This window comes from Clostridiisalibacter paucivorans DSM 22131, assembly GCF_000620125.1.
In the GTDB taxonomy this organism is placed as follows: Bacteria; Bacillota; Clostridia; order Tissierellales; family Clostridiisalibacteraceae; genus Clostridiisalibacter; species Clostridiisalibacter paucivorans.
This window is the reverse complement of the sequence record NZ_JHVL01000001.1, coordinates 1-19,012: the sequence shown is the minus strand read 5'-3', so window position 1 is coordinate 19,012 and position 19,012 is coordinate 1. Positions and strand designations below refer to the sequence as shown.

At 33.6% G+C, this 19,012-nt stretch carries 20 protein-coding genes; 18 read left to right on the top strand and 2 right to left on the bottom strand.

What is annotated here, in order from left to right; genetic code table 11:
* The 3 genes from Q326_RS0100100 to ribH are packed head-to-tail and all read left to right on the top strand — an operon-like array spanning window position 1 to window position 2,342.
* On the top strand, window positions 1–651 hold the full coding sequence (locus tag Q326_RS0100100; protein WP_026893513.1) for a riboflavin synthase: 651 nt from the start codon (window positions 1–3) through the stop codon (window positions 649–651).
* Between the two features lie 19 nt (window positions 652–670).
* Window positions 671–1,882 (top strand): bifunctional 3,4-dihydroxy-2-butanone-4-phosphate synthase/GTP cyclohydrolase II, encoded by a 1,212-nt coding sequence (locus Q326_RS0100095; RefSeq protein WP_026893512.1) that lies wholly within the window; start codon window positions 671–673, stop codon window positions 1,880–1,882.
* Between the two features lies 1 nt (window position 1,883).
* Complete coding sequence (ribH, locus tag Q326_RS0100090; RefSeq protein ID WP_026893511.1) at window positions 1,884–2,342, top strand: 6,7-dimethyl-8-ribityllumazine synthase; 459 nt, start codon at window positions 1,884–1,886, stop codon at window positions 2,340–2,342.
* Window positions 2,343–2,418: 76 nt separating this feature from the next.
* On the opposite strand, the gene Q326_RS0100085 is transcribed toward ribH, so the two are convergent.
* Entirely contained in the window at window positions 2,419–4,413 is a 1,995-nt protein-coding gene (locus Q326_RS0100085; protein WP_026893510.1) for a methyl-accepting chemotaxis protein, read from the bottom strand.
* A gap of 242 nt (window positions 4,414–4,655) precedes the next feature.
* Here Q326_RS0100085 and Q326_RS0100080 point away from each other — a divergent pair, with 242 nt between their 5' ends.
* The 6 genes from Q326_RS0100080 to Q326_RS0100055 are packed head-to-tail and all read left to right on the top strand — an operon-like array spanning window position 4,656 to window position 9,889.
* On the top strand, window positions 4,656–5,609 hold the full coding sequence (locus Q326_RS0100080; protein ID WP_245592034.1) for a DUF1385 domain-containing protein: 954 nt from the start codon (window positions 4,656–4,658) through the stop codon (window positions 5,607–5,609).
* Window positions 5,603–6,493 (top strand): peptide chain release factor N(5)-glutamine methyltransferase, encoded by an 891-nt coding sequence (gene prmC / locus Q326_RS0100075; protein WP_051530989.1) that lies wholly within the window; start codon window positions 5,603–5,605, stop codon window positions 6,491–6,493. The genes Q326_RS0100080 and prmC overlap by 7 nt, the downstream gene beginning before the upstream one ends.
* Window positions 6,493–7,020 carry a chromate transporter gene (locus Q326_RS0100070; RefSeq protein ID WP_026893507.1) on the top strand — a complete coding sequence of 176 codons (528 nt, stop codon included), beginning with the start codon at window positions 6,493–6,495 and terminating at the stop codon, window positions 7,018–7,020. The genes prmC and Q326_RS0100070 overlap by 1 nt, the downstream gene beginning before the upstream one ends.
* A 16-nt stretch (window positions 7,021–7,036) precedes the next feature.
* Window positions 7,037–7,555 carry a chromate transporter gene (locus Q326_RS0100065; protein WP_026893506.1) on the top strand — a complete coding sequence of 173 codons (519 nt, stop codon included), beginning with the start codon at window positions 7,037–7,039 and terminating at the stop codon, window positions 7,553–7,555.
* Window positions 7,556–7,615: 60 nt separating this feature from the next.
* Window positions 7,616–8,683 (top strand): peptide chain release factor 1, encoded by a 1,068-nt coding sequence (gene prfA, locus Q326_RS0100060; protein WP_026893505.1) that lies wholly within the window; start codon window positions 7,616–7,618, stop codon window positions 8,681–8,683.
* A gap of 30 nt (window positions 8,684–8,713) precedes the next feature.
* Window positions 8,714–9,889: a cation:proton antiporter gene (locus Q326_RS0100055; protein WP_026893504.1), complete on the top strand. Its 1,176-nt coding sequence runs from the start codon at window positions 8,714–8,716 to the stop codon at window positions 9,887–9,889.
* Here Q326_RS0100055 and Q326_RS0100050 read toward each other — a convergent pair.
* Window positions 9,845–10,582, bottom strand: coding sequence for a ZIP family metal transporter (locus Q326_RS0100050; RefSeq protein ID WP_051530988.1), 738 nt, complete (start codon window positions 10,580–10,582; stop codon window positions 9,845–9,847). The two genes, Q326_RS0100055 and Q326_RS0100050, sit on opposite strands and share 45 nt — an antisense overlap.
* 190 nt (window positions 10,583–10,772) lie before the next feature.
* On the opposite strand from Q326_RS0100050, the gene Q326_RS0100045 reads away from it, so the two are divergent.
* The 9 genes from Q326_RS0100045 to Q326_RS0100005 form a co-directional block, all read left to right on the top strand.
* Entirely contained in the window at window positions 10,773–11,831 is a 1,059-nt protein-coding gene (locus Q326_RS0100045) for an L-threonylcarbamoyladenylate synthase (RefSeq protein ID WP_034600630.1), read from the top strand.
* 12 nt (window positions 11,832–11,843) lie between these two features.
* Window positions 11,844–12,305 carry a low molecular weight protein arginine phosphatase gene (locus Q326_RS0100040; RefSeq protein ID WP_026893501.1) on the top strand — a complete coding sequence of 154 codons (462 nt, stop codon included), beginning with the start codon at window positions 11,844–11,846 and terminating at the stop codon, window positions 12,303–12,305.
* Between the two features lie 73 nt (window positions 12,306–12,378).
* Window positions 12,379–12,828, top strand: coding sequence for a ribose 5-phosphate isomerase B (gene rpiB, locus Q326_RS0100035; protein WP_026893500.1), 450 nt, complete (start codon window positions 12,379–12,381; stop codon window positions 12,826–12,828).
* A 56-nt stretch (window positions 12,829–12,884) separates the two neighbouring features.
* Window positions 12,885–13,514, top strand: a complete 630-nt coding sequence (gene upp / locus Q326_RS0100030) for a uracil phosphoribosyltransferase (RefSeq protein ID WP_026893499.1) — start codon at window positions 12,885–12,887, stop codon at window positions 13,512–13,514.
* A gap of 139 nt (window positions 13,515–13,653) precedes the next feature.
* On the top strand, window positions 13,654–14,142 hold the full coding sequence (locus Q326_RS0100025; protein ID WP_026893498.1) for a deoxycytidylate deaminase: 489 nt from the start codon (window positions 13,654–13,656) through the stop codon (window positions 14,140–14,142).
* 75 nt (window positions 14,143–14,217) lie between these two features.
* Window positions 14,218–15,297, top strand: a complete 1,080-nt coding sequence (locus Q326_RS0100020) for a glycosyltransferase family 4 protein (RefSeq protein ID WP_026893497.1) — start codon at window positions 14,218–14,220, stop codon at window positions 15,295–15,297.
* Window positions 15,298–15,368: 71 nt separating this feature from the next.
* Entirely contained in the window at window positions 15,369–16,481 is a 1,113-nt protein-coding gene (gene wecB, locus Q326_RS0100015) for a non-hydrolyzing UDP-N-acetylglucosamine 2-epimerase (RefSeq protein ID WP_026893496.1), read from the top strand.
* A gap of 50 nt (window positions 16,482–16,531) precedes the next feature.
* Complete coding sequence (locus tag Q326_RS0100010) at window positions 16,532–18,289, top strand: sigma-54 interaction domain-containing protein (RefSeq protein WP_431188259.1); 1,758 nt, start codon at window positions 16,532–16,534, stop codon at window positions 18,287–18,289.
* Between the two features lie 325 nt (window positions 18,290–18,614).
* Window positions 18,615–19,012: thiolase family protein (locus tag Q326_RS0100005; protein ID WP_284071423.1), on the top strand; the 398-nt coding region annotated here is incomplete at its 3' end.

Sequence of the window (19,012 nt, the reverse complement as noted above, 5' to 3'; positions counted from 1 at the left end):
ATGTTTACTGGGATAGTTGAAGAGATAGGAGTAGTAAAGTTTGTGACTAAGGGACATAATTCTATCAAGATAGGTATTGGATGTGAAAAGGTATTGGAAGATGTAAAGGTGGGAGATAGCATAAGTACCAATGGAGTATGCCTTACAGTTTTTCATTATGAAGATTATATTTTCTATGCCGATGTGATGCCTGAAACTATGGATAAAAGCAATCTGAATTTTCTAAATGTTGGGAATAGAGTGAATTTAGAGAGGGCATTGAGAATAGGAGATAGATTAGGAGGGCATATGGTTTCTGGTCATATAGATGGTATGGGCAAAATAGTATCTAGGGTAAATGACGATAATGCTACTTGGGTAGAAATAAAGGTTAGTCAAGATATGCTGAAATATATAGTCAATAAAGGGTCTATTGCCATAGATGGTATTAGTCTTACTGTGGCTTATGTGGATAAGGATTCTTTCAAGGTATCTATAATTCCCACAACTGCTCAAGATACCATCTTATTGACTAAGGGTATCGGAGATTATGTAAATATAGAATGCGACATGATAGGGAAATATGTTGAGAAAATAATGGGATATCAAGAATATAGCCATGATAAGAAAGAGATTTCCATGGATTTGTTAAGAGAAAATGGTTTTGTATAAATAATGAGAGGTGAATAATATGTATAAATTTAACACTATAGAAGAGGCTGTGGAGGATATAAAAAGGGGCAAGATGGTAGTTGTGGTAGATGATGAGGATAGGGAAAACGAAGGGGATTTGATTATGGCTGGTGAGATGGTTACAGGAGAGGCCGTAAACTTTATGACTAAATATGGTAGAGGATTAGTATGTGTACCTATGATGAAAGAGAGATTAAAGGAATTAGATATATATCCAATGGTTTCCATGAATACAGACCCAAAGGAGACAGCATTTACTGTATCTGTAGATCATAGAGAGACTACTACAGGGATATCTGCCCATGAGAGGGCATATACTATATCTAAATTATTAGACTCCAATGCCATTTCAGGAGATTTTAATAGACCAGGACATGTATTTCCCTTAGAGGCTAAAAAGGGAGGAGTATTAAAGAGGGCTGGTCATACTGAGGCTACTGTAGATTTGGCTAGACTTGCAGGACTTTACCCAGCAGGGGTAATATGTGAGATCATGAACGATGATGGCACTATGGCTAGGGTGCCACAACTTATGGAATTTGTTAAAGAACATGACCTTAAAATCATAACTATAGCAGATTTAATTTCTTATAGGATTAAAAGAGAGAGCTTAGTTTCAAGAGATGGAGAGGCAAAGATGCCTACGAAGTATGGAGAGTTTAAGATTGTAGGATATGTGGATAAATTGACAGGGTCTCAGCATGTTGCATTGATAAAAGGAGAGATAAGTCCAGATACACAAACATTGGTAAGAGTACATTCGGAATGTCTTACAGGAGATGCATTTGGTTCAATGAGATGCGATTGTGGTGACCAACTTCATACAGCCATGAATACTGTAGAGAAAGAAGGAAAGGGAATAATATTATATATGCGACAAGAGGGAAGGGGAATAGGACTTATAAATAAGATAAAGGCCTATACATTACAGGACGAAGGTATGGATACTGTAGAGGCCAATATAGCATTGGGTTTTCCAGATGACTTGAGGGATTATGGAATAGGTGCGCAGATATTGGCTGATTTAGGTGCTAAAAAGGTAAAATTGTTGACTAATAATCCTAAAAAGATATCAGGTATATCAGGATATGGAATAGAGATATTAGAGAGAATCCCATTAGATGTGGGAACTAATGATGTAAATAAATATTATTTAGAGACTAAGAAGGAAAAAATGGGACATATGTTAAACTTTAAGGAGGCTAAATAGCATGAAAATTTATGAGGGAAAATTAATAGGTGAAGGTATAAAAGTAGGTATAGTAGCAGGGAGATTCAATGAATTTATAACAGGGAAACTTTTAGATGGAGCATTGGATGGATTAAAACGACATGGAGTAAACGAAGATGATATAGAGTTGACATGGGTTCCAGGTGCCTTTGAGATACCATTTATGGCTAAACAAATGGCTAAAAAAGGCATATATGATGGAGTTATATGTTTAGGGGCAGTAATAAGGGGTTCTACTCCTCATTTTGATTATGTGTCTAGTGAAGTAGCCAAGGGGATTGCCCATGTATCTTTAGAATCCGATGTACCAATAATATTTGGAGTACTTACTACCGATACCATAGAACAAGCAATAGAAAGGGCAGGAACTAAGGCAGGTAATAAGGGGTTTGATGCAGCAGTAACAGCCATAGAAATGGCAAATTTGATGAAGAAATAATATCCATATTTTATATTAAATAGTTGGTAGCTAATGGGATGATATAAACCATTAACTACCAACTATAGAGTTTAAATTATAATTTAAATTTCGATATCTCTGATTGTAGATTTTGAGCCAATTGTGCCAAGCTTTCACAGGCAGAAGATATCTCTTCCATTGATGCTGTTTGTTCTTCAGTGGCAGCAGATACATTTTGTATTTCACCAGCAACCCTTTTGCTTGTGCTTTCTATGGATTCTGCTGAATCCATTATATGTTGACTTTCTGAAGATACTTTGTTTGCATATTGTGCGATATCATTTATTTGTTGTGTCATATTTTCAATCGACTTTACTATATTGTCAAAGGAAGATTTGGCATTATTTACTGCATTTATACCATCATTTACATTTTCAGAATCCTTCTCCATAATTGAGTTTGTCTTTTCTATTCTCTGTTGATTTTCTAAAATCAATTTACTTATATCTTCTGTAGCATGTTGAGATTCCTCTGCCAATTTTCTTACTTCTTCTGCCACTACAGCAAATCCCTTACCATGTTCTCCCGCTCTAGCAGCCTCTATGGCAGCATTTAGTGCTAATAAATTTGTCTGTTCAGATATATCCATAATCAACTCGATAATATCGTTCATCCTTACTGAACTGTTGTTTATATCCTGTAGGGACATTTTTATATTATTACTACTGGTTTCGATACTTTTCATTTTGGTTATTACATTATCCATTTGATTTTTTCCATCATTGGATGCTGATAAAGTTTTATTATTCATATCTTTTATTTCATTGGAGTTATTTGCTATATTTTCAATACTCTCTGCTATATTTTCCATTGCATCTACTACATTGACTATTTCATTTAGTTGTGTATCGGCACTATTGGCCATTTCATTTGACGATGATGCTATACTTTCAGAAGCTGTTGCTGACTGTTGAGATGTAGCAGTAAGTTCTTCGGCCGATGATGCCACCTGTTCTGAAGAATCAGCTACATTAGATACAAATGACCTTAAATTTTCTATCAACATTTGAAATGCCTTAGACATTGTGCCTATTTCATCATTTCTATCTATATACTTTTGCTCTATATTATTTTCAAATATTAATTTAGACATTTCTTCAGCTCTGTTTGCAACTGTAATTATAGGTTTAGCAATAATTACACTAAGAATGGATGTAAATAGTATACCTAATCCCAATGCTATTATAGTGCCCAATATAGAAAATGATTTAATTCTATCTAGCCCTGAAAGCATTTCATCCTTATTAACAGTCATCCCCATGGACCAAGATGTGTTCTCTATTGGGCTGTATCCTATATATTTAGGCATACCTTCAATAGTGTATTCGCCATATCCTTGTTGACCTGCTATCATCTTTTTAGCTGATTCAGATAGGGCTTGAAGGCTGGGGTTTTCTTTTACTATCTTTATGTAATTAATATCTTGTATAACGTATTCAGGATTTTTATGTCCTATAACAGTACCTACTTCGTTTAATATAAAGGCTTCTCCCGATTCGCCAAAGCTGATATCTTCTATTAAATCACACCAATAATTGCCATCTCTAAATCCTACTAAAACGCCTACCACTACATCGTCTTTTCTTATAGGGACTGAAAATGCTATCTCCATAGTTTGGTCTATTTTGCTTATCATAGGATTAGATATGGCATTTTTTCCATATAATGCTGATTTAATATAGTTTTCATCTTTAAAGCTTGCCACTGTATTTTCCGTAGAAAATAATATACCCTCGTCATCTGTTATGCCCATTGCCTTATAACCTAATTTATCACATATACCTTTTAAATAATTTTTTTTCTGTTGCCAAGTGAATTCTTCATTGGTAAATATGTCTTCTTTGGCTACTTGCTCCAATACGCCATATTCTTTTTCTACTTTGGCATTTATAAATTTTGCAGCATCATTGGCCTTTTGAGGTAATTCTTGAGTTACATTATTAATTATAGTGTCTGAAGATATCCAATATGCCACCGAACTTAATACTGTACATAGTATTAGGATTAATATAGAAAATGGTACTACAAATTTTAGTCTTATACTTTTCATAAGTATTGGTCCCCCTTCAAAATTATGTTTTAAGAAGTTAATTATGCTAAATTTAATTATACAGTATATATAATATCAGATAGTGAAAATAAATTCCATTGTTTGGAATGGTATTTTTAGATTATATTACTATTAACTATTATTTTATATCTTTGTAATAATATAGGTTTGGCAATAACCTGTATTATTATGTTATAATTATCTCACGACTATATACAATTATTAGGAAGTAGGTAGATAAGGTGAAAAAGATAAAAACAGTAAATAGAAAACCTAAACATATGACCAGCATAGGAGGCCAGGCATTAATTGAAGGAGTTATGATGAAAGGCCCTAAAGACATATCTATTGCAGTTAGAAAGCCTGATGGGAAGATAGAATTAAAGAATGAAAAAGTGAGTTCACTATCTGATAAATATAGATTCTTGAAACTGCCATTTATTAGAGGTACAGTTGCATTAATAGAAGCTATGGTTATAGGAACAAGGTCTTTAATGTATTCTGCTCAGTTTTATGAAGAGGAGGATGCCCAACCAGGAAAAGTAGATAAATTTTTAGAAAAGGTATTTAAGGATAAGGCAGATGATATTGCCATATATCTATCTGTATTTATTTCCATAATCTTAGCAGTAGGATTATTTATATTAGGACCTTCATTTTTGACTAATTTTTTAAAGAATAAAATAGAAACACCATTAGTTCTCAATTTAGTGGAGGGACTAGTAAGATTAACTATATTTCTCATATATATATACGCTGTGTCTAAAATGGAAGATATAAAGAGGGTATTTGAATATCATGGCGCAGAACATAAATCTATACATTGTTATGAAAATGAGGAAGAGCTAATTGTAAAAAATGCTAAAAAATATACTACATTACATCCTAGATGTGGAACTAGTTTTTTGTTCATGGTTATGATGGTTAGTATAATAGTATTTTCTTTCTTTGGATGGCCAAATCCTTTGATGAGATTTGTATCAAGAATAGTTATGTTGCCTGTAATAGCTGGAATATCCTACGAAATAAATAAGAGGATAGGAAGGAGTAATAGTTTAGTAGCTAGAATAGTTTCTTATCCTGGACTTATGCTACAAAAGATAACTACCAATGAGCCAGATGATTCTCAGCTGGAGGTAGCTCTTGCTGCATTGAAGTCAGTATTAGTAGATGATAGGGAGGCAGATTTATGGTAGAGGGAAATACTGTTGCCAATACTTTGAAAAAAATATTAGATGAACTTGAAGAAGGGGATTTAAACAATCCCTTTCTTGATGCTCAATTACTGATGACATATGTGCTTAATGTGGATAAGACCTATCTATTTGTTCACAGAGATCAAATATTGGAACAAGAAACTGTGGATAAATTAATGGATTTAGTCAAAAAGAGAAAAAAAGGGTATCCATTACAATACATAATAGGAAAACAAGAATTTATGGGATTAGATTTTTATGTGGAACCGGGAGTATTAGTTCCGAGGCCAGATACTGAGATATTGGTAGAGAGTATTATTGATAGAGTTAAGGCTATGGGTCATACAGGTAATAAGATTAATATAGTGGATATAGGAACAGGAAGCGGTGCTATTGCATTGAGTCTTGCCTATTATATAAAAGGAGCATATATCTATGCCATAGATATAAGTGATAAGGCACTTAACATTGCAAATAAAAATTGCAAAGACATAGGATTGGAAGACAGAGTTGTTTTTTTAAAGGGTAATTTAATAAATCCCTTAGAAAAATTCCACTTAGATGATAGAATTAATATAATAGTATCTAATCCACCCTATATAAAGTCCAATGAGATAGCCCAGTTACAGACTGAAGTATCTACCTATGAGCCTAAATTGGCATTAGACGGTGGAGATGACGGTCTAGACTATTATAGAGAGATTATACCTATAGCTAAAAGATATTTAATAAATAGAGGAATCCTTGCATTTGAGATAGGGTATGATCAAGGGGATTCAGTATCGGAACTAATGAAGTCAGAAGGATATGTGGAAATCGATATAATTAAGGATTTAGCAGGTATGGATAGGGTTGTTATAGGTAAGATTCAAAAGGAGAATTGATGACTATGCTTTTATTTAGACTATTTATCACATTTTTTAAAATTGGAGCATTTACCTTAGGTGGAGGGTATGCGATGTTGCCCATTATACAAGATGAAGTAGTGGATAAAAAGGGGTGGCTTACTGATGAAGAGTTTTTAGATGCCATAGCAGTAGCTCAATCTTCCCCTGGTGCTATAGCAGTAAATACTTCCATATATATTGGATATAAAATAAATGGAATAAAGGGTGCTATATTTTCCACATTGGGAACGGTGATTCCATCTTTTACAATAATAATTATAGTGGTTACATTTTTATATCAATATAGAGACAATGCTGTAGTGGATAGGGCATTTAAGGGCATAAGACCAGCAGTGGTAGCCCTGATTCTTTCTTCTGTATATAAGCTAGCTAAATCGGCAAATCTAAAGGGAAAGAAAATAATAATATCTTTAGGGGCATTGTTTATGATAATGATATTTAATATAAGTCCTGTTTGGATAATATTGGCCAGTATATTAATTGGTATGAAGGTTGAATTATAGAAAGGAAAGATAAAAGATGGTTTTAGTGAAATTGTTTACAACTTTTTTTAAAATAGGGATATTTAGTTTTGGTGGAGGGTATGCCATGTTACCCTTTATTCAACAGGAAGTAATAAAAAATCATCATTGGCTTACTAGTAAGGAGTTTATAGATGTATTGGCCATATCCCAAATAACTCCAGGGCCTATAGCTATAAATAGTGCCACATTTATTGGATATAGAGTGGCTCAGGTACCTGGGGCTATTGCGGCTACACTGGCAGTAGTGCTACCCTCTTTTATTATCATTTTAACTATAATTTCATTTATAGAGAAATTTAAAGATACACCTGCTATGAAATCTGTTTTTTCTTTTTTAAGACCTGTAGTCATAGGTCTTATAGCATCTGCTGCATTATTAGTGGCTAAGGATACCTTTGTAGATATAAAGGGACCTGTAATAGGGTTAGTTATATTTTTTTTATTGACATGGAAAAAGGTTAACCCCATATTGGGAATAGTTTTTTCTGGGATTTTGGGGGTAATACTGTATTGATGATACTTGAAATGTGATATAATATATAGTTAGTGAATTTTATTTGTTGAGGTGAAATAAATGTTAGAAAAGTTGAATTTTTTAGAACAAAGGTATAAAGATTTAAGTATGAAAGTTGGGGACCCTGATATAATAAATGACAGAGAACAGTGGCAGAAGTATATAAAAGAGCATGCAGAATTGGAACCCATAGTTATGAAATATAGGGAGTATAACGATATAGTTAATGAATTGGATGATGCCAAGGAAATGTTAAAGGATAAGTTGGAAGAAGACTTTAAGGAGATGGTAAAAGAAGAAGTCAATGAATTAACAGCAAGATTAGAAGAATTAAGGGAAGAATTGAAGATGATGCTCATCCCTAAAGATCCCAATGACTCTAAAAATGTTATAGTGGAAATTAGAGCTGGGGCAGGTGGAAGTGAGGCAGGACTTTTTGCTGGTGATTTATTTAGGATGTACTCTAGATATGCTGAGCGTAACAGATGGAAGGTTGAGATTATGAGTTCCAATAGCCAGGGAGTAGGTGGAGTAAAAGAAGTTATATTCATGGTAAAGGGTAAAGGTGCCTATAGTAGACTCAAATATGAAAGTGGAGTGCATAGGGTACAGAGGATACCCACTACTGAATCTGGAGGTAGAATCCATACATCCACAGCTACGGTTGCAGTATTGCCAGAGGTAGACGATGTGGAAGTGGAAATAGATTTAAATGATGTAAGGGTAGATGTATATCGTTCTTCAGGAAATGGTGGACAGAGTGTTAATACTACAGACTCTGCTGTACGACTTACCCATATACCTACAGGAACAGTTGTAGCTATGCAAGATGAGAAGTCCCAGTTAAAAAATAAGGAAAAGGCATTTAAGGTACTAAAAGCCAGAATTTATGAAAAGGTTCAAAGGGAACAGAGTGCAGAAATCGCTGAAGCTAGACGGAGTCAAGTAGGTACAGGAGACAGAAGTGAAAGGATTAGAACATATAATTTTCCACAAGGTAGGGTCAGTGACCATAGAATAAATATGACTATATATAAATTGGAGAATTTTCTAGATGGGGACATAGATGAGATGATAGATGCCCTTATCACTACTGACCAAACTGAAAAGCTTAAGCATGTTCAATAAAAGTACAAAAAATAGTTAGGAGATGATTTCATGGGGGAGGGTTTTAAATTTTTATTAGATTTAGCCCTTATTCTTCTCTTTGCTAATTTGGGAGGATATATTAGCAGAAAATTGAAGCAACCAGCAGTATTGGGACAGATAATAGCAGGTCTTGTAATAGGACCTTCTGTTTTAAATATAGTAAAAGAGACGGAATTTATAAGTTATATGGCTGAAATAGGAGTAATACTACTTATGTTTATTGCAGGGCTTGAGACAGATATTGATGATTTAAAGTCATCCAGTAAGTCTTCTGCATCTGTAGCTTTGGGTGGAGTTGTATTTCCACTTCTATTGGGTTTTTTAGCAGTAAAGGTTATGAAACCACAATCGGATATTACTGAAGGGTTATTTGTAGGGGTAATACTTACAGCTACCAGCGTCAGTATTACAGTACAAGCATTGCGAGAAATGAACAGACTAAGAACGAAACAAGGAATAGCAGTTTTAGGGGCTGCTATTATAGATGATGTCGTAGGTATAATATTACTTACTTTAGTTGTAGGACTAATCAATCCTACTTCTGGTAGTGGAGAATTATTTTTTGTAGTCGGTAAGATAATAGTATTTTTCCTTTTATCTATAGGATTGGGAATGGTATTTTCTAAGTATCTTACAAGATATAAGGAGTTCTTAAGCAGAGAGGACAGGGTATTGGTATCTGCATTGATATTTTGCTTTCTAGCAGCATTTTTTGCAGAGAGTTTAGGAGTAGCGGCAATTATAGGGGCTTATTTTACAGGTATAGTATTTTCTACTACTCCCCATAGGAATAGGGTGTCCTTTGAAGTACAAAAAATAGCCTATTCTATATTTACACCAGTGTTTTTCGTAAATATAGGTCTATTTGTAAGGCTTGATGATGTTGGAGGGAATATAGGACTGACTGTAGTAATTATAATTGCAGCTATATTAGGTAAAGTAATAGGATGTGGACTGGGAGCTAAGTTATCCCATTTCAACAATAGAGAGGCATTACAGATAAGTATAGGGATGATTCCCAGAGCAGAGGTGGCACTAATAGTAACTAATCTAGGGGTTAAAATAGGTGTCATAACTAAGGAGGTATTTGCATCTATAATTTTATTGGTATTGGTATCTACCATAATAACTCCAATACTTTTAAAGATTGCCTATGATGATAAGCCCCAGCATCAAACCCAGTAAAAACCCAATTGAGGATAACTTATTGTTTTTTCTATCTTTAGAAGTGGGGATTATTTCATCAATAATTATATAAAGCATAGCACCTCCTGCTAAGGATAGACAAAATGCTATAAATTTATCAGAGATATTGCCTAATAAGGTGCCGATAAATGCACCTATACCAGTGGGTATACCAGCTAATAATGTAAAGAAAAATACTTTTAATTTGGAGAAGCCACTTATTCTAAGGGGGGTGCCCATGGCCATACCTTCAGGGATATTATGAAAAGCCATTAATATGGCTACTTTTATGCCCATTTCTATAGTGAATGTAAGGCCAGCCCCTATGGCAAGTCCTTCGGGGAAATTATGTATTGCTATGCCTGTACCCATTATTATACCTGTCTTTAAGAATCTATTATTGTGTTTATATAGTGAATTCGTATTAAAATTTAACACGCTTTCTATAAATAGTACAACGACTACTCCTATGGTTATACCCATAATTTCAATATATATGCCACCTATATTTTCAGCTTCTGGCAATAAATCAAATGTTACTATTGATAACATTATCCCTCCAGTTAGTCCCATTAATGTGTCTAATAAAGTTTTATTAGGTCTTACTAAAAGGACAGATATAATACCACCAATTCCTGTGCCTATAACACCCACTAATGTACTGATTGTAGTATTTATTACTAATTGGTCCAAACTATTACACCTGCTTTCTATTATTTTGGAGATAGGAAATTATATAAAATAAGAATAATGTATAATGGTAATAACAAAAAAATAGTGATTTTACTATATTTTATGAAGACAGTCTGGAGTTTAGAATTGAGAATTAAGAATTAATTTTATATAATAAAGGTTAGAATTTATTAGGAAGAGGGTAAATATAATGGAAACTAAAGTCACTAGGGTTTTTGATATAGACCCTAATAGTATTGATTTTGATAAGATTAAAATAGGTGGAGATATATTAAAAAATGGAGGAACTGTAGCCTTTCCCACAGAAACTGTATATGGTCTTGGTGCAAATGCATTGGATGAAGGTGCTATATCAAAGATATTTGAAGCAAAGGGAAGACCACAGGATAATCCCTTAATAGTGCATATTTCTGATATAGAAGAAATATATCCATTGGTTAGGGAAGTACCTGTGGAAGCTAGGAGGCTTATGGATAAATTTTGGCCTGGTCCGTTGACTATAATATTTGAGAAGAGCCAAAAGATACCACTTAAAATAACTGGGGGCTTAAATACTGTAGCAATTAGGATGCCTAGTCATAGTATAGCTAGGGCATTGATAAAAAGTGCAGATATGCCTATAGCTGCACCTAGTGCCAATACATCGGGAAAGCCTAGCCCCACTACAGCGGAACATGTGATAGCAGATCTTATGGGAAAGATAGATATGGTAATAGATGGTGGTCCTACAGGTGTTGGATTGGAATCTACAGTTTTAGACCTTTCTGCTGGCATACCTACTATATTAAGACCTGGAGGTATAACAAAGGAGGATATCCTGACTATTTTTCCTAAAGTAAATGTAGACCCAGCAATAATTCAAAAGGATGATAAATTAATTCCTAAATCTCCTGGTCAAAAATATAAGCATTATGCCCCTAAAGCAAAAATGAAGATAGTCCAAGGTGATATCTACAAAGTATCACATAAAATAAATCAATTGGTTACAGAATATGTAGATAAAGGGCTTAGTGTTGGAATAATGGCTACTACAGAGACAAAGGATAGATATAAAGAAGGAAATATCATTGTAGTAGGAAATAGAAAATGTCCTGAAACCATAGCTACTAATCTTTTTAAAGTATTGAGAGATTTTGATATGTTAAATGTAGATATAATTTTGGCTGAAGGAATAGAAGAGAATGGTATAGGTATGGCAATAATGAATAGAATGAACAAAGCATCTGGTGGAGATATAATGTATATATGAGGAGCTGATATTTTGAATATATTAGTTGTATGTACTGGAAATACATGTAGGAGTCCCATGGCTGAGGGTATACTAAATAATGTCTTGAGTAATTACGGTGAGAAATATAAAGATGTAGAGGTTCAATCTGCTGGGTTATTTACAATGGATGGATTGTCCCCGTCTAAAGAAGCCATAATTGCCATGAAGGAATACGGCATAGATATAAAAGACTATTCATCTAACCAAATAACTAGAGATATGATTAATAATGCAGACTTGATACTTACCATGACTTCAAATCACAAGGAAAGTATATTAAAGAGTATACCTAATGTGAAAGATAAAGTATATACATTGAAGGAATATGCCTATGGTATAAAAGAAGATGCATTAGATCCATATGGACAGTCCATAGATGTATATAAAAAAACGGCTAAAGAAATAAAGGATGCTGTGGAGGAGATAGTTAAGAAGATAGTTGGTAGTTCGTAGCTAGTAGTTGGTGGTAGAAATTATTTGGATTTCAATAATTTATTTAAGAAGTAAAAAGAGGAGGAAAATTTTGATGAAGATAGCTATAGGAAGTGACCATGGAGGATTAGAATTAAAGGAACATGTAAAGAAATACTTATTAGATAAAGGTGTAGATGTTGTAGATTGTGGGACTAATTCATCAGAATCTGTAGACTATCCTGATTTTGCATATAAGGTGGCTGAAGCAGTAAAGGATGGAAAGTGCAGCAATGGTATAGTTGTGTGTGGAACAGGGATAGGTATTTCTATTGCAGCAAATAAAGTAGCTGGTATAAGATGTGCATTATGTGGAGACTGTTATTCTGCAAAGATGGCCAAGGAACACAATAATGCCAATATGTTGGCATTGGGAGGAAGGGTTGTAGGAAAGGATTTAGCCTTAGAAATTGTAAATTCATGGATAAATGCAGAATTCCAAGGTGGTAGACATGAAAGAAGAGTTAATAAAATAACTGACATAGAAAAGAAGTATATGGTATAATAGTTTGGGTAAAAAAATGGACGATATAAAATTAATAAATTGAAAGGAGTTTTTATATGGGTAAAGTCTTTGTCATGGATCATCCGTTGATTAAACATAAGATTACATTTATGAGGGATAAGAATACGGGTTCTAAAGAGTTTAGAGAGTTGGTTAAAGAACTTTCTATGTTGATGGGATATGAAGTAACTAGAAACCTTCCGTTAGAAGATATAGAAATAGAAACACCAGTATCTAAAACTACTTCTCAAGTTATAGCAGGAAAAAAATTGGGTATAGTACCTATATTGAGAGCTGGATTAGGCATGGTTGAAGGTATGCTTAGTCTATTGCCAGCAGCAAAAGTTGGACATGTGGGACTTTATAGAGATCCAGAGACTTTAGAGCCAGTTGAATATTATTGTAAGTTACCTAGTGACGTGGAGGAGAGGGAGCTTATAGTAGTAGACCCTATGTTGGCTACAGGAGGCTCGGCTAAGGCTGCAATAAAATTTCTAAGGGATAGAGGGGCTACATCTATAAAGCTTATGTGTATTATAGCAGCTCCAGAAGGAGTGAAAGTAGTTCAGGAAGCACATCCAGATGTAGACATATATGTTGGAGGTATTGACGAAAAATTAAATGACCACGCATATATTGTACCAGGATTAGGAGATGCAGGAGATAGATTATTTGGAACGAAATGATATAGTTTGTAGTTGGTAGTGATTAGTTGATAGTTAGTAGTTAATGGTGGGAATTCTGTGGATTTCATCATTAAACTACTAACTATTTTTTATAATATGGTATAATGGAATAAAAATTTTAAAAAGGGAAATGATATTTATGGATAGAAGGGACAAGCATAATTATTATTTAGATATAGCGGAAACTGTTTTAGAGAGGGGAACCTGTCTAAGGAGAAATTTTGGTGCTATTATTGTAAAGAATGATGAAATAATATCTACAGGATATTCTGGTGCACCTAGGGGCAGGGAAAATTGTATAGATTTAAATTTTTGTATGAGAGAAAAAATGGAAGTGCCTAGAGGAGAAAGATATGAACTATGTAGGTCTGTTCATGCAGAACAAAATGCAATAATAAGTTGTAGTAGAAGAGATATGATAGGTAGCACAATGTATTTGGTTGGAAGGGATAAGAAGACCGATATACTTGTTACAAATGCTGATTCTTGTGCTATGTGTAAGCGATTTATAATTAACGCAGGTATCAAAGAAGTAATAATAAGGGATACTAAAAATAAATATAGAGTAAAGAAAGTACAGGATTGGATTGATAATGATGAGTCTTTAAAAGGAAAGATGGGATATTAATATTCTTGACTTGTAATATGGAATAGAGTAAAATCATACTGAAGCTTGTTTTAATTTGATATAGGGAGTGTTAATATGTATAAATACTATGTTCCATTTTTCATTGCATTAGTTATATCTTACATAGCAACTCCTTTTGCTAAAAAATTTGCGTATAAATTGGGAGCAATTGACATACCAAAGGATGGCAGGAGAGTCCATAAAAAACCTATACCTAGATTAGGAGGATTAGCCATATACTTTTCCACTGTAATATGCCTTGTAGTATTTGTATTTTTAGGAGAAATAACAATGGATAAGGAATTAATGGCTATTATTTTAGGAGGAACTATAATAACACTTACTGGTATAATTGATGATATAAAGCCAATGTCGGCTAAAACAAAACTTTTTTTACAGATATTGGCTGCTATGGTAGTTGTTTTTGGAGGTATTAAGATAACATTTATAAATGATCCCTTTGAGTCGGGATATGCAACATTATCATTAAATGGTTTTTCTATTCCTATAACAGTGATATGGATTGTAGGAATAACTAATACATTAAATCTTATAGATGGTCTTGATGGTTTGGCAGCTGGGGTAGCTGGTATAGCATCTATGTCTATGCTTTTTGTAGCCTCAGGATTTGTGGGAATAGACCCTATCTATACAGTAGTTATGACTATGGCGGCCATAGTTGCAGGAGCTGCATTGGGATTCTTACCCCATAATTTTAATCCTGCAAAGATATTTATGGGTGATACTGGATCGCTATTTTTAGGATATATGTTAGCGGTCATGTCCATAAGAGGAGTTATGAAAAGTGTAACTGCTGTGTCTGTAATATTGCCAGTGATTATATTGGGATTACCCATATTTGATACAGCTTGTGCAATTCTTAGAAGACTTATAAAGAGAAGGCCCATAATGGAAGCGGATAAGGGCCATTTACATCACAGATTGTTGGAAAGAGGACTTAGTCAAAGACAAACTGTATTAATATTATATGTAATAAGCATTGGATTGGGAATGTTGGCAGTAAAATTAAGTGGAATGGAGCCCAATATGAGTCTTACAGTTCTAGGAATAATATTTATTCCTACTGCTCTTTTAATGACACAAATGAGTGTAAATGATATAAACAATGAAAAACATTTAAAAAATAAGAGATAAAATAAAAGGGCGAGAAGATATTCTTGCCTATTTTTGTATGATATAATGAAGGGAGAATACATATGAAGACAATAAAGACATTGATAGTATTTGGGACAAGACCTGAAGCAATTAAGATGGCTCCCATTGTTAAGGCTATGGAGAAAAATCCTAATATAGAGAGTACTGTATGTGTGACTGCACAACATAGAGAGATGCTGGACCAAGTTCTAAATATATTTGGAATAACTCCCCAGTATGATTTAAATATATTTAAATCTGGACAGACCCTTACTGAAATAACTAATCGTGCATTGTCAGGGCTAGAGAAGGTTATAACAGAGGTAAAGCCAGATGTTATGTTAGTGCAAGGTGATACTACTACAGTTTTTGCTGGGGCATTGGCAGGTTTTTATCACAAGGTAAAGATAGGACATGTTGAAGCGGGATTGAGAAGCGGTAATATTTATTCTCCATATCCAGAAGAAGCTAATAGAAAATTGACTGGTGTAGTTACTGATTTTCATTTTGCACCTACAGAACAGAGTAGAGATAATCTGTTAAAAGAGGGATATAGTGATGAAAAAATATTTATAACAGGAAATACAGTTATAGATGCACTATTCGAAGTAATATCTGATGATTATATATTTGAAAATCCATTATTAAATAATATAGATTATGAGAATAAAAAGGTGATATTGTTGACATCCCATAGGAGAGAAAATCTAGGGGCACCTATGGAAAATGTATTTACGGCAGTAAAAAGGGTGGTATTGGATAATGAGGATGTAGAGGTTGTATTTCCTGTACATTTAAATCCAAAGGTTAGAGAAATAGCCAATAGAATATTGGGAGATATGCAAAGGGTGCATTTGATAGAGCCCATAGATTATCTACCCTTTGCCAATCTGATGTCTAGATGTCATATCGTGGTTACAGATTCAGGTGGTATACAGGAAGAGGCACCATCGTTGGGAAAACCAGTATTAGTTGTAAGAAAAGAAACAGAAAGACCAGAGGGAATAGAAGCAGGGACAGCTAAATTGGTAGGGATAGAAGAAAAAAATGTATATGATAACTTGAACTTGTTAATAAATAATGGGGAAGAGTATAAAAAAATGGCCAACGCTATAAATCCCTATGGAGACGGGAAAGCAGCTGAAAAAATAGTTGAGATTATAAAATCAGTTTTTAGTTGCTAGCAAAAGGGATTCATTATTATTAATTAATAACTGTATTTCAAAAGGGGTGTATTACTATTAATATAATTGATTATCTTTTTTCTAAACTTGATAATAAGGAAAAGTTTAATTTTTTAGATAATATTTTCAATGCTGTTTTTGATGGAATAGTTTTGATTAATCCCTTTGGTGAGGTTATATATGCCAACAGATTAAGCGAAGATTTATTAAGTATGAAAAGAACTGAGATGATCGATAAGAGCTTTGATGAAGTATGTAGACAAAAAGAATTGGTGAAAGAGTTATTAAAAAAAACAGGAAAATCAAGCACTAATTTCAGGTTGAACAATAAACATATAACATTGAAAAGCAACTCTTTTATAAGCAATGGAAAGCTTATAGCAACTATTATAATAATACGAAATGTAACAGAAGAAAAGGACTCTGAAAATCAATTAAAAGAAATGAAAAATAGTTTAGAAACTATGGAAGATATATTAGACAATGCATATCAAGGCATAGTATTAGTGGATAGAGAGGGTAGAATAGTAAAATTTAATTATGAAAAATTGATGGGTATTAAAGAAGAAGATGTATTGGGGAAACCGGTAGAAGATGTCATAGATAATACAAGGATACATATAGTAGCTAAGACTGGAATTAAAGAACTATGTCAGGTGCAGAGAATACAGGGTCATGATATGATAGCTAGTCGTACTCCCATAGTAAAGAATGGAGAGGTCATAGGGGCAGTAGGGACTGTATTATTTAAAGATGTAAAGGAGCTCAAATCTTTAGTTCAAAAGTTATTGCAGCTGGAGAAGAAATTTGATTCATATAAGGATGAAATCCAGAGGATGCAGGAAGCTAAATATTCTTTCGAGAATATAATAACCAATAATAAAAAAATGGAACATTTAAAGGAGATTGCTCAAAGGGCTGCCGAAAGTAATTCCACAATACTAATAGATGGAGAAAGTGGCACAGGTAAGGAACTTTTTGCCCATGCTATACATAAGGCTAGTCACAGAAAGTATGGGGCATTTATATCTATTAATTGTGCTGCAATACCTAGAGAACTTTTAGAAGCAGAACTTTTTGGATATGAAGAAGGGGCATTTACTGGAGCAAAAAGAGAGGGAAAACCAGGTAAATTTGAACTGGCCAATGGAGGAACCATACTTTTAGATGAAATAGGTTCCATGCCTATGGAAATGCAAGCAAAACTTTTAAGAGTTTTAGAAGAAAGGGCATTTGAAAGAATAGGCGGTACTATGAAGATAGATCTAGATATAAGAATAATTTCATCTACAAATGAAAACTTAGAGGATGCCGTAAAAAGAGGTAAATTCAGACAAGATTTATATTATAGATTAAATGTTATAAGGATTAATATATTACCTCTGCGAGAGAGGAAAGACGATATAGAACTATTATCCCGGTATATATTGGATGATTTAGTAGTAAAACTAGATATGGAAAAGAAAGATTTAGCTGATGATACTATAAAGGTTTTAAAAAAACATAGTTGGCCAGGAAATGTAAGGGAGCTTAGAAATATAATAGAGAGATCATTAAATATAGCTAGTGGAAACACCATATATCCTAAAGATTTGCCTGAATATCTAATAGATGAAGAGATAGAGGCTATATTGGAAAACGAAGAAGAAACAGTATTGTTGAAGAAGATCGTGGCAGATGCTGAAATAGATGCTATAAAAAGGGCACTAAAGCAATCAGCCGGCAATAAAACTTTGGCGGCCAAAAAGTTGGGAATACATAGAACGGCATTGTATAAAAAAATGGATATGTATAGAATAGAAGTGTAGATTTATAGATACATACAGAAGGTGTGTATCAAAAAATCTACACTTTGTTAATTTTTTAATCTCTGGTAGTTGACAGGAAAACGCTATACCACAATTGAGCTTTATTGAAAGTGTAGAAATAAATCTATAATAATTGGAAAGTTGAGAAAATTCCAATTTATCAAAAAACAATTAGCTTATGTAGATAAGGTGTAAAAATACAGGTTTTCAGACTGCACAAATATATATTTAATAATTGGCATGATACTTGCTTTAATATTAAAGCGAAACTAAAATTAATTTCAAACTTTAAAAAAATAAATCAAACTAATTATAGGAGGTTATATTGATGAGAGAAGTAGTAATAGCCAGTGCAGTGAGAACACCACTAGGAACATATGGTGGAGCATTCAAAAATGTAGATGCAGTAAAGCTAGGAGCTGTAGCAGTAAAGGCAGCGATAGAAAGAGCAGGAATAAAGCCAGAGATGATAGAAGAAGTATTGTTTGGTAATGTGCTTCAAGCAGGAATAGGACAAAATACAGCAAGACAAGTAACAATAGCAGCAGGATTACCTGAAGAGACACCAGCAATTACAATAAATAAAGTGTGTGGTTCAGGACTTAGAACAGTAAGTATGGCAGCCCAATTTATAGCATTGGGAGATGCAGATGTAATATTGGCTGGAGGAACAGAAAATATGAGTATGGCTCCATATTTGTTACCCAATGGAAGATGGGGACA